The following is a 12,379-nucleotide window of genomic DNA, read 5'->3' on the forward strand; positions in this document are numbered from 1 at the left end:
TCCATCGCTTTTTTTATTTTATCAACCCGCTCAATCCTTTTTGCTGAATAATTACATGAAAAGCGCTACTCATCCCCCCTGGTAACACTAGGCTTCGAATCGCTCTATTTTGTTTGCTCTTTTCGGAAAACGGATTTGGATCAAAATTCTCTGCTAACTCATCAAGTATGCCAATACTGAGTAAATATTCATCTTGTCTTTGCTTTGATAAAAACTTCAAACCTTGAAGCTCTCCTTCACTAACGAGCGCATCAAAATGAACATGACTAGTAATATCCATCAATCCTGGATATTGCAGAACATTATCATACATTCTTTGGCGATAATAACCTCTCAAACTTCCCTTTCGCCGCTCTGGTTCACGCCATTCCTCGTTGGTATATCCATAATCAACGGTAATGACGACACCACTTGTTAACATATGATTAATTTCTCTCAACACTTCCTTCATTGCTAAAGGGATCTCAATCCGCTGCCCCTCATAAAATTTGATCTCTTGATCCTCAATAAAGTCTAGTATCTTCTCATCCACTAGTGGAACTAGTTCTTCACTAAGCTCACCGTCCCTAAATGTAACCATTACTTCAAATAACTCCGCGCCCTTCTTCTCTATCATGTGAACTGGAAGGGCATCAAAGAGTTCATTTGAAAAGACTAACCCACTAAAGTCTCTCAGTTCACTAAGCTCACTATATTGAATAATGTTGCCAATGCTTTGAAGTTCCTCAACCTGAAGTTTTCTGTGGAAAGGGCTGGTCTCGATAAGGATATAAGTTAGCGGAATCGTTGAATATTGATTCCACCCTTCTAAAAATGCCTTAGCAAACCGCCCATTGCCACCGCCAATCTCACAAACTGCTGCAGGAAGATCATATTTTAAATGATGGGTAGAATACCATTTCGCCATGATTTTCCCAAATACATTTGAGACATTGCTTGTGGTAATAAAATCGCCACTTCGCCCAATCTTTACCTCATCATTCATATAGTAGCCGTGTTTCGGATGATAGAGTGCATTCTTTATGTATTCCGCGTATGTAATCATCTTGTTCGGGCTTTTCATTATTATATCTTGGATAAAGGAATTCATATTTTCTCCTTACTATTTACCACTATTGACGTAGTGTTTTGGTTGTTGTATTCTGAAATTAGAAACAAAAGCATTACCTTCCCTTATTTAAAAACAGCAAATCCCTAAGAAACCCTTCATATCTGAAGGGTTTCTTTATTTACTTGGTTCTGCTAAGCGGGGGTGTTGCTTTCCGCTCCAGGCGCACAACGAACAGCGGGGCGGGCAGTGAGCCTGTCTAGCTCCAGCGCCTAGCCCCTCGAGTCGCTTCTTGTCTAGCTACGGCTCCTAGCGACTCGAGTTTAAGCCACCGCCTTTCAGAAGGTAAAGATCACCTTCTTACAGGGCGCGTCTTATGCTTGTCGCCCCTAGACAGTCGCCTCCGCATTTCATAGTCGAAGTCAAAGAACGACTTCATCTGCCGCCCCTCCAGCGCTTTTCGGGGCTGAACAAGGCGCTTCCGCTGTTCTCCATTTACTTAAAAACCATTCAAAAAAGGATTTGAATCCATTTCTTGTCCGATTGTTGTTGCTGGACCATGACCTGGTAGAACAATTGTCTCTTCAGGCAAGACCAGTAGTTTATCATGAATACTTCTTAAGAGAAGATCATGACTTCCCCCAGGAAGATCCGTCCTTCCAATGCTTGCTTGAAAAAGTGCATCTCCGGAAACAACAATTCCATCCTGTTCAAAATAAAAAGATATACTACCAGGCGAATGGCCAGGAGTCTCAAATACCTTAAACGAGAAACCATCCAAAACCATGTTCTCTTCTGAGGAAATGAGATAATCAGCTTCCTTCGCTCTAATCACTTGTCCATGAAGAAAAAATTGTGAACCATTTAAAGCTGGATCTACCAACCAATCCTTCTCTTTTTTATGAACATAAACGGGAATCGAATACTTTTCCCTGATTGAATCTACAGCTCCGATATGATCAAAATGAGCATGTGTTAATAATATCGCCTTAGGCTTTAACTTTTTTTTACTTATGTATTGAATGACTTTATCAGGCTCTTCCCCCGGATCAATAATCAAGCCATTTCCATCCTCGTTCGAGAGAATATAACAATTTGTCTGTAGCGGTCCAAGTGGCAACGGGAACCAGTTCATTCTGACACCTCCAAATTTAAGTTGATTTTCATCCTATTCCTATTTTACACTATTAACAGTTAAGATTTAAGGTTTCTCAAAAAAGGAGGACTCTCATTATGGACTCCGCGTTTGGTGTTGAGGCCAATCAAATCGTATCTGAGGTTGAAGAGTTTGAAGCTTTATTACATTCCGATACAAATATTTTAGAGCAACTCGGGGCGATGTTCATCTATAAGAACGAAAGTGATGCAGCCTGCGCTAAAGGCCTTTTACAAGAGGCGGATTTATTTGAAGATATACACCCACTGATTGTGTTTGAAAATGGTGTTGAAGGTGAATGTTTTTTCGACTACGGTTTTAAAGGTGAAAATCGGACATACTTATTGAAGGAATCATTAATTGGTTTTTCTCTCATCGGAGACGGAGACAACCAACAAATGATTGAAATGGCAAAACTTCAAATCGAAGAACATGTAGTTTATCAGGCAACAATTGACTATCATGAATTATTCTTTGTTGAGCGTCAGCTATCCGAATTGATGAAACGGATTGCAGAAGCCTATAAATGTGGGACAATGTTTTTAGACCTCGACAAATGGAAGAAAAAACTATAAAATAGTAACGAATATAGGTAGCGTCTACATAGGGCTGAAGCCTGAGCATGAATAACAAAGTAGTTTGATGCTTACTTACTATTTCTAAAGGGGGATTAAAAATGGGACTCGTCATTATTTTTGCATTAGTAACCATCCTTGCTGCCTACGGCACATTCACTGCTTTAAAAAACAAAAATTTACTAGGAATCGTTTTTGGTGGGGGTAGCCTTCTCGTCTTTGGCTGGTTTACAATTATGACAATAATCTACCACGGTTATCCAGTAGCGCATTAATTTTTTTTAGCGATAGGAACACATTTATTCATCAAAAAGGACTGCTAAACAGCAGTCCTTTTTATTATTCAAGTAAGCTTTCAACCCGCGCCACTTTATCTTCCATTTTTCTATCGATATCTCGGCGATCATCAATTCTGATGTTCGTTGCAACCCGTAAGATATCTTTAGCAAAAGGAGCCTCATGCATTGCCTGAATGACCTCGAATAAAATTGGTAATTCCCCTTCGATAATTGTGTTCATTGGTGTAAGCTGGTAGCGAATTTTCCCCTGCTTTTCATATTCCAAAAGCAGCTTTTGAATATCTGCAACATAGGAACTAACACTTGGGGAATTTGTACCAATTGGTATAACCGTAACATCAACAATAGCCATAAAAATATCCTCCTACTGGTTAACTAGGTTTATTATCTCCTTCTCTAGCAAATCAATTACTTTCTCAAGTTGAAAACCATATAAACACATAGTACCACTTGGAGAACAAGAAATTGGTTCATTTGCTAACTTAGAAAAGATTTCTCTTTCTTCTCCATCTTTTAAAGAGATTTCCGTTAGCGCGAATCCTCCCGTGTACATATCGGCTGCACCACTACTATGCGGGAGAAAAGATAGCATCGAATCTTTACTATCGATAAAATCATAATATGGGACTAACCATCCTGAAAAAGTAGTTAAATGCTTCGTATCAAAAGTATAGATCTGTTCGAACTCCTTATTAAAGATCAAATATGTAGAACGTTCACTATCGTTTTCCTTTGTATAAATGGCTAGAACGCGGTCTTTGGAAGAATCGATATAATGAACGGACGATAATAATCTCTCTTCTTTCCCATTACCTAGATTTCTTTTTATTAGGGGTGCATTGAGATTAGGGCTATCCTCTTTCCAATCGAGATACAAAACTTCCTTGTTGGTTGGCCAAATCGTAAATGGTTGAGGAAGATTAATTTGCTGTATATTCTGCTCCTCGATATTCACGACATAAGTGGCAAAACTCCAATCTTCTTTAAAAGAGGATACTAAAACCTCATTCTCGTTTTCATCATTCCACTCGTATGCAAGCTCAAACGAATCAATTTTTGTTTCATACCGGGTCTTTCCATCCACCCCGAGGACCGTTAATTCCCCTTCGTAGTTAGATGGGGCTGCGTGAATCAGGAGTTGTTTCCTTGAGGGACTGAGTTCAGCACTTACTATAGGGTATTCGCTCTTATAAAACGATGAGCTCACACCCTCATCTAAATCGTAACTGTAAACCTCGGAGCCCTCTTTTATATTTGTTATGTATAAAATTGTCTGGTCATTTAGCCAGCCCACCGTTTGATAGAAATTCCCCTCCATATCCTCAATTGGGGCTACCTTTCCTAAAGAAAAAGGATTGTCTTTTACAATGGGGAGGTAACTTGAGCCTGCATGAGGTTGCGCGTGGCGCTCATTTGTACAACCTCCTAAAAATAATACAGACGCTGCTAAGAAAGCAAAAAAAAGAAACGATTTCATTGTGTTTGTTCTCTTTATATATATGCCCTTCAAGTTCTCCCCACCCTTCAATAAACAATACGTAAAAAAGCAAGAAACGTTTCAATTTTCTTTAAAATCCTGCACTTTTTTTGCCAGGCTATAATTCTCTAGGGAATCACTTAGTGAAATTCTTTCCTGACCAAGTAGCACTGAAACCGGAGCAGGCCACAAAATTAGTGACAATACCTCCACATACTTTCTCCGTCTTCCTGAAATAACATTTTTTTAGGTTAAAAAAAGAAGTGTCCATTGGACACCCCTCCTTATTCTGCATTTCCCTTAGTAACCCTATTTTCCACAATCCAGGCTGCTCCAATAACTCCAGCATCATTACCGAGGGTTGCCAGGGCAATTTCCGTTGAGTTTGCTACTCTAGGAAACGAATATTTCATAAACGATTCTTGTACAGAATCAAGCAATATAGCACCTGCTCTTGATACTCCTCCACCGAGAACGACTTTTTCCGGATTTAGTGTGTTTGCAATATTGGCTAGTGCAATTCCTAGATGAAATGCAACCTTTTCAATCACTATTCGTGCGGTCGCATCTCCTTCTTTCGCTGCATCAAAGATATCTTTCGCAGAAACTATACCGTCCCTGCGATAGAGTTCACTAAGAGACCCACTATGAGTGTGCATGCTTAACTCTTCAATAGCTAAACGAACAATCCCCGTAGCGGAGGCAATGGTTTCTAGACAGCCGGATTTTCCACAATTACATGGTGCTCCACCCTCCGCAATCGAGGTTATATGGCCAATCTCCCCTGCTGCACCACTTTTCCCATGAACAATATCACCATTGGCAATAACCCCTCCGCCAACACCCGTTCCGAGAGTAACACAGACAAGATCTCTGGCTCCGTTTCCGGCCCCTTTCCACATTTCACCCAAGGCAGCACAGTTCGCATCATTATCCACTGCTACAGGCAATGAGGTTTCCAATTCTAACAGGTCCTTTAGTGGATATACATCCTTCCAACCTAAATTAACGGCTTCATAAATCTCACCCGTTGCCAAATTAACCGGACCAGGAGCCCCTATGCCAATTCCTTGAATCGCACTCTTGCTCCGACCGAGTTCATCCAATTTTAGGTCAATTGCTTTAGCAATATCGGTAGTTATATTTTTCCCTTCATTGGATTTATCGGTAGGGATTTCCCATTTATGTAGAATTTCTCCATAAAGGCTTAGGAATGCAATTTTTATTGTAGTGCCTCCTAAGTCAACACCAATCAACCACTTTTCCACCATTTCATTCACCTTGTTTCTTTTGTCTTTTTTCCCGTTCCAACCTAATTTCATGCCTTAGGAGCATAATAGCAGATTGGAATTCCGCTGTCTGAATAAGCTGTGAGCTATATAGTTCTTTTATTTCAGCCTCCATAAGCTCTAAATCTGCTAACCTTTCTCCCACATAAATATAGGAACCAAACCCTTTTAAAAACTGCTGGATATCAAATATTGTCTTCACTTTTTACCCTCTCATTGTGAACAAATTTACATGATTAAGTATAATCGATACCAGCTAGCTTCTCAAGGGAGTTAATTCAGATCCTAGCGGTCCGGATCTTTAGGGTGTAAGACCTTTGGACGGCGATTTTTCAACGGCATTGGTGCACGAATAATAACATCACGAAATGCTTTGAAATCAAACGGGATAAATGGCCATAAATATGGAATTCCAAAAGAATTCATACGAACAAGATATAGAATAAACAGCACGGTTCCGATGACAAGCCCATATACGCCAAAGGCGGCTGTAACAATAAGTAAAAAGATTCTTGCCATTCGATTTGCTAGACTCATCTCATAACTAGGAGTTGCAAAGGTCCCAATCGCTGCGATTGAAAAATATAGAATGACTTCATTCGTTAATAACCCTACCTCAATCGCAACCTGTCCAATCATCAAGGCTGCAACAAGTCCTAGTGCAGTAGCCAGAGAGGTTGGAGTATGTATAGCGGCCATTCTTAATCCATCTAAACCGACTTCAATGATCATGAATTGGACGAATAACGGAATTTGTCCAGGATCATTTATCCCAATATATGAAAAATTTTCGGGTAATAAACTTGGATGTGAAGCAAGTAAATACCAAAGTGGTAAAAGAAAGATGGATGCCCAAACCAATAGGTATCGTATCATTCTTAAATATGCGCCAACTAATGGTTTATTACGGTATTCTTCCGCGTGCTGCATGTGATGCCAAAAAGTTGTTGGTGTAATCATCACACTCGGGGACCCATCAACGATGATACAAACATGACCTTCATAAAGATGAACAGCAGCTGTGTCTGGCCTTTCCGTGTACCGAACATTCGGATAAGGATTCCAGTGTTTTCCTGAGATAAATTCTTCGATTGTCTTCTCTGCCATAGGTAGACCATCGGTATCAATTTTCCCAATAGAATCTTTTACTTCTTTCACCATCTTAGGGTCAGCAATATCCTCAATATAACATACAACGATATCCGTTTTGGACCTGCGTCCTACTTGCATATATTCCATCCGCAAAGTACGGTCTCGAACTCTTCTCCTAGTAAGTGCGGTATTAAACACGATGGTTTCAACATAACCGTCCCGTGCCCCTCTAACCACTCTTTCTGTATCCGGTTCCTCAGGTCCTCTTACCGGATATGTACGGGCATCGATAACAATCCCTTTTGTTAAACCATCTACAAGTAAAACTGTTGGTCCCGCTAATACCTTATCCGTCAAGTCATCCAAGTCATCGGAAACTTCTACTTCGACGTATGGTATATAAGTACGGATGAGTTTCTTCAACATATCGTCGCGAAGGTCTTCAGGTTTTAATCCAGCCAAATATTTCATTAAAAGATGCAGAATATCGTCTTTCGCAAACCCATCAATTAAAAATAGGGCCATCTCTTTTTCTGCATATTCCACATCGAGCTGAATCACGTCAAAACTTTTGTCAACCCCCAAAGATTCCTTTAAATAAGCAATATTTTTTTGAATATCCGCATGAACTGGATGTTTTACTGTTTTTTCCATAATCCACCTCGAAAGTCTCATATCATCTAGTTAATCCATAATTTTCCTCACTCCTTCCATCATTGCCACACCTATAACAAAACATACTTTGTTTTTTTTACTTAACAGGAATGTTATTCTTACCCCAGGCATCAGCCGAATAGGGACGTGCTGGGGTGACCCCTCTACGCTTGTGAAGATGAAAACAGGGATGAAGCCAGCATGAAATCATCTTCATGAACCCGATGAAGATGATAACGAGAACGAATCAGCTTCATAAGATGTGTAGCCCCCACCCCACAGGACCGAGTGCCTTCTGCTCCAATATCAACAATTTTTAATAATTTATCATCAATGTTATTTAACAAAGTTTACCAAAAGAAAGGAAAGTAGTTCATAATTTATAAATTCATGAACTACTTTCCTGTTTCGAAACTCCTATAATTCAATTTTAAACTACAAAGAGGTAATCCTTTCTACTAACTCTTGATAATCCTTGTTGTCAGGTTGTAAATTTAAAGCGTTCTCTGCGTATGTTTTCGCTTCATTAAGTGATCCTTGTTCTAAATAAATTAACGAAAGATTATAATGAGCCTCATGAAACTGGGGATTCAATTCAACAACCTGTTGAAGGTGAACTTTCGCACCCTCAAGGTCATTCCTTTTAACCTCTGTAAAAGAAAGGAGAAATAGAATATCGGCTGAGTCACGTTCCTTATCTTTGTATTCGTTCAAAAGTTGATACGCCTTGTCAAACTCTTCCGCTCGAATCTGTTCCTGGGCATGGATTAAGACGGACTGCTTATCCATTAAAGATGCAGGGTTACTAAAACCATACTGTAGCAGCCCTAGGATCAAAGCGGTTGTAATCGCTAAGTATAACACCTGGGAAGCAATCCTTTTCTTTTTCGGGAAACGGACAATCCCAGCTGCAGCGAAACCACCTACTAATCCGCCGATGTGTCCTGCATTATCAATGCCAGGAATCGTGAAGCCGAACATCAGATTAATAGCCAGAACAATAAGGATGTTAAATCCTAATGATCTCAGAAAAAGTCGGGGAAAGACAACACCGAAATAAAGTAAGGCCCCAAAACACCCGAATATCGCTCCGCTTGCTCCAGCAGACAAATTAGGGCTAAACAGAAAGCTAGCCAATACCCCTGAGAAACCTGCGAGGATATAGATAAATAAGAACCTACTATTCCCGTATATTCGTTCAACCATTGGACCTAAGTAGTATAAGGCTAAAGAATTCATTAAGAGATGAAGAAAACCAATATGTATGAACATTGGTGTAATAAAACGCCACCATTCTCCTTCCAAAATAAGTGGATTAAACTTAGCACCATACTGGATGAGAATGGATGTCTCCGTACTTCCCCCCATAAGTTCCATTAAGATAAAGACTGCAACCTGAATAACGATTAGAAAAAAAGTGAAGAAACCTTTTCCTGAATGAAATATTGCCTTCTCAGCTTTTTCTCTTTCCGATGCATCTCGTAAGGATTCAACCTGAAGCTTGGTCGTTTCTTCCTCTGTTAACTCCATTCTACCTTCTAGCAAGAAATCAGTGCCCATTATATCGTGTAACTTATCCTTCGATTGACTAACATTCGAACTATCTATTATAGTGGTGACCACTTCCACCTTCTCTTTAGCGGAGCTCAAATACGGTTTAACTAGGTGATGCTCATAATCATCCACTGGTGGAAACTGTGTAAAGTAGAGATTACTTATAGTTAATTTCCCTCTAACCAACCTTCTCCTAATTCGGCTCCCATTTGCAGCAACTTGTTCAATATCTCTTTGAAGCCACTGACTCCAATCAAGGTCATATCGTATAAGCCTTACAATCGGCAGATCTTTATTTTCAACTTTTTCTAACCATATCTCTTGTTTATCCCTTGAAATCTGTAAAACTCTATATTGTTTTCTTACAATTAAATAGTGGGCCGTGCTCCAAAATAAACTTTCGGCAATCAAATATATCTCCCTCCTTTCTTCAGTTTTACTCCTTAAGATTATTATAAACGAAAATGCCAAGAGATAAGGAATATAAGAATTTTCAACAAATGCAGGGGATTATCTTTTTACTAACGGCTGATTTCAAAAACTTTACAGGATCAAATCAAAAAAAGACCTCAGAAAGGTCTTTTTACCTAAATTCTGAAGGTCCTGAAAAAACGGTTTGAAAAAGTTTTTGTCGAATTCCTGGGATACCCATTAGGGAGCCTACTGCGAACCTTCTTAGCATTGCATTTCCTAAAATACCATTCATCACTCGATATCGATTTTGGTATACAAAATATCCTGCCAAGCTAAAAAGTATAAATGACGCAAGTTTTTTTAACATATCCATCCCTCCACCATTATTTTGTAGCAGAAAGAATTCTTTTATCCATAGATTACAGGTACTTCGAAAAAACTAGCTGCCTACATTAAGAAGGAAAGACAGATTCCTTAATTTTTTGTAAAACATTTACTGAATGACTGAATTTCTCTTTTTCATCTTCCGACAATTCGAACTCAAGGACTTCTCTAATTCCATCTCTATTCACGATTGCGGGAACACCGATATAAATATCTTTATGAGCATACTCACCATCAAGGTAAGCGGACACCGTTAAAATCGAATTCTCATTCTGCAATATTGCTTTTGTCAGTCGAACTAGACCCATCGCAATTCCATAATAGGTTGCACCCTTACGTTCAATGATATGGTAAGCAGCATCTCGAACATTAATGAAAATCTGGTCCAGGTCTGCTTGGTTATATTCTTCGATTTCATTGATAATCGTTTTAATCGGTTTACCACCGATGTCTGCATGGCTCCATACAGGTAATTCGGTGTCGCCATGTTCACCAATAATATAGGCATGCACATTTCTTGTATCAATATTAAAATAATCGCCTAATAGAAAACGGAAACGAGCTGTGTCAAGAATCGTCCCAGAACCAATCACTCGTTCCTTTGGCAATCCTGAGAATTTCCAGACAGCGTATGTAAGAATATCAACAGGATTCGTGGCTACAATGAAAATACCATCAAAACCGCTTCCCATGACCTCACTGACAATGCCTTTGAAAATTTTTGCATTTTTCTCGACCAGATCAAGGCGTGTTTCACCAGGCTTTTGGTTAGCACCTGCACAAATCACAACAATATCCGCATACTTACACTCCTCGTACCCTCCATACCATATTTTCGTCGGCGCAGGAGCAAATGGCATCCCATGATTTAAATCCATCGCATCACCTTCCGACTTTTCCTTATTTAAATCAATAAGAACAAGTTCTTCAGCAACACCTTGATTCAACATGGCAAAAGCATAACTTGAGCCTACAAAGCCTGTTCCAATTAATACCACTCGATTTACACGATTTTTTTTCACACTAGTCCCCCCATCACTTTTATGGTTAGTCTTTCCCATTAATCAAGAGATTCATTATGATATCCAAGGTGAAAAACTGATATAGAAAAGGATCCCCAAGATTACCGCACTCAAGCCTGACATGAAATTAACCACATCATTTCTAAACCATTCTTTCCCCTTAAGTAGAATTGCCTTTTCCTGACAATGGGTTGGCCCCTCAATATGCCGACCACAGACCTTACAAGTGTATTCCGCTTGTAAATATGCTCCTAAAAATGTATCGATTAGCATACCAGCAAAGCCGAATATTACTATGGAGAAAAACCCAAGAGAGCTTAATTGAAACAAGTAAGTTGCAATCATAGCGATAAGTAAAGCACCTAATAAACCTGCGAATGTTCCAAGCAAGGATATGGCACCAGAGGTTCCAGTCTCAACCTTTTTAAACCCCTTTATCGTACGCGGGGCCTTTTTGCTCAAGGAACCTAGTTCAGATGCCCAAGTATCGGCGTTCGCACTAGCTAATGAAATGGCAAAGGCGATTAGCCAAATCGGTTCGCTCCAATAAAAGAAAATTAATCCTGTTAGAGCGGCAATTCCCCCATTCGCTATCACTTGTGCCCAGTCTCGTGTTGAGCCCTTTTCGTGAATTTCAGATAAGAAACTTTTTCTTTTCTTCTTATACTTAGAAAACAGACTTGAGCTGATGAAGAATATCCCAATCAATATAAGACCGTTGCTACCAAATCCAATTGCTATACTGCTTCCAACAAAGAAGGCCGAAATAGCACCAGATAGACTAAGGAATGATAGTTTCCAAGCTACAAACGCAGTGAAAAGAATAAAACCTAAAGTCAGCGCCGATTCAACCGCCACACAGGAACACCCCTTCTTCTGTTACAATCTTTGCAACAGCCATGTCATGGGGTTCGTTTGGCAAGTCAGAAACAATCTGTTGGCTAAAAGCCAGACTCAACGTCTGATTGTGATATTTCTTTAAATAACGATCGTAATATCCTCCTCCAAAACCCAGCCTATACCCTGCAGTTGTGTAGGCTAGACCTGGTACAACAAGGAGGTCGATATTTTCGGCGTTAATTTCAGCGGTTTCTGAAGGTATCGGTTCATACAGTCCGAAGTAGACTTTTTCCAATTCTGAAAATCTAGTTAACGTACGAAAAACCATTTCTTTTGTATGGGGAACACATTTAGGGATGACCACCGTTTTCCCTTGTTCCCAAGCCTTGCGTATTAGTTGAAAGGTGTCGACTTCGGGCGCTTTAGAAATGGTCATACCGATTACGTCAGCATCCTTCCAACTACTGTCATCAAATAAGCGTCTTGCGATTTGGTATGAGAGGTCTTCATAAACAGGTAAGCTGAGTTTTTCGAGCTCACTTTTCATTGAATTTCGAAGGGTTTTCTTCCTCAAG

14 protein-coding genes are annotated in these 12,379 nt (G+C 39.7%); 2 read left to right on the top strand and 12 right to left on the bottom strand.

The window, feature by feature from the left end; genetic code table 11:
• Positions 1–13 precede the first annotated feature (13 nt).
• Together BMX30_RS02680 and BMX30_RS02685 are read right to left on the bottom strand one after the other, a co-directional pair.
• Positions 14–1,090 (bottom strand): class I SAM-dependent methyltransferase, encoded by a 1,077-nt coding sequence (locus BMX30_RS02680; RefSeq protein ID WP_090740957.1) that lies wholly within the window; start codon positions 1,088–1,090, stop codon positions 14–16.
• Between the two features lie 457 nt (positions 1,091–1,547).
• A complete protein-coding gene (locus BMX30_RS02685; protein ID WP_090740959.1) occupies positions 1,548–2,183 on the bottom strand; it encodes an MBL fold metallo-hydrolase in 636 nt (211 codons plus the stop codon).
• A 98-nt stretch (positions 2,184–2,281) separates the two neighbouring features.
• Here BMX30_RS02685 and BMX30_RS02690 point away from each other — a divergent pair, with 98 nt between their 5' ends.
• A complete protein-coding gene (locus BMX30_RS02690) occupies positions 2,282–2,779 on the top strand; it encodes a hypothetical protein (protein ID WP_090740961.1) in 498 nt (165 codons plus the stop codon).
• Between the two features lie 101 nt (positions 2,780–2,880).
• Positions 2,881–3,054, top strand: coding sequence for a DUF2759 domain-containing protein (locus BMX30_RS02695; RefSeq protein WP_090740963.1), 174 nt, complete (start codon positions 2,881–2,883; stop codon positions 3,052–3,054).
• Between the two features lie 64 nt (positions 3,055–3,118).
• Here BMX30_RS02695 and BMX30_RS02700 read toward each other — a convergent pair whose 3' ends face one another.
• From BMX30_RS02700 to BMX30_RS02745, 10 genes are all read right to left on the bottom strand, one after another.
• Positions 3,119–3,430 carry an MTH1187 family thiamine-binding protein gene (locus BMX30_RS02700; protein ID WP_090740965.1) on the bottom strand — a complete coding sequence of 104 codons (312 nt, stop codon included), beginning with the start codon at positions 3,428–3,430 and terminating at the stop codon, positions 3,119–3,121.
• A gap of 12 nt (positions 3,431–3,442) precedes the next feature.
• Positions 3,443–4,555, bottom strand: coding sequence for a YqgU-like beta propeller domain-containing protein (locus BMX30_RS02705; protein ID WP_090740967.1), 1,113 nt, complete (start codon positions 4,553–4,555; stop codon positions 3,443–3,445).
• Between the two features lie 284 nt (positions 4,556–4,839).
• Positions 4,840–5,826 (bottom strand): ROK family glucokinase, encoded by a 987-nt coding sequence (locus BMX30_RS02710; protein WP_090740969.1) that lies wholly within the window; start codon positions 5,824–5,826, stop codon positions 4,840–4,842.
• 1 nt (position 5,827) lies between these two features.
• Complete coding sequence (locus BMX30_RS02715; protein WP_090740971.1) at positions 5,828–6,046, bottom strand: YqgQ family protein; 219 nt, start codon at positions 6,044–6,046, stop codon at positions 5,828–5,830.
• 83 nt (positions 6,047–6,129) lie between these two features.
• A complete protein-coding gene (locus tag BMX30_RS02720; RefSeq protein ID WP_090740973.1) occupies positions 6,130–7,590 on the bottom strand; it encodes a spore germination protein in 1,461 nt (486 codons plus the stop codon).
• 435 nt (positions 7,591–8,025) lie between these two features.
• Positions 8,026–9,555 (bottom strand): rhomboid family intramembrane serine protease, encoded by a 1,530-nt coding sequence (locus BMX30_RS02725; RefSeq protein ID WP_244532491.1) that lies wholly within the window; start codon positions 9,553–9,555, stop codon positions 8,026–8,028.
• 172 nt (positions 9,556–9,727) lie between these two features.
• A complete protein-coding gene (locus tag BMX30_RS02730) occupies positions 9,728–9,925 on the bottom strand; it encodes a hypothetical protein (protein ID WP_090740975.1) in 198 nt (65 codons plus the stop codon).
• 85 nt (positions 9,926–10,010) lie between these two features.
• Positions 10,011–10,964, bottom strand: a complete 954-nt coding sequence (locus BMX30_RS02735) for an L-lactate dehydrogenase (RefSeq protein ID WP_244532492.1) — start codon at positions 10,962–10,964, stop codon at positions 10,011–10,013.
• A 54-nt stretch (positions 10,965–11,018) separates the two neighbouring features.
• Complete coding sequence (locus BMX30_RS02740) at positions 11,019–11,822, bottom strand: DUF92 domain-containing protein (protein ID WP_090740979.1); 804 nt, start codon at positions 11,820–11,822, stop codon at positions 11,019–11,021.
• Entirely contained in the window at positions 11,812–12,378 is a 567-nt protein-coding gene (locus tag BMX30_RS02745) for a 5-formyltetrahydrofolate cyclo-ligase (RefSeq protein ID WP_280139926.1), read from the bottom strand. The genes BMX30_RS02740 and BMX30_RS02745 overlap by 11 nt, the downstream gene beginning before the upstream one ends.
• Position 12,379 lies beyond the last annotated feature (1 nt).

Source organism: Mesobacillus persicus, from assembly GCF_900109925.1.
Classification (GTDB): Bacteria; Bacillota; Bacilli; order Bacillales; family Cytobacillaceae; genus Mesobacillus_B; species Mesobacillus_B persicus.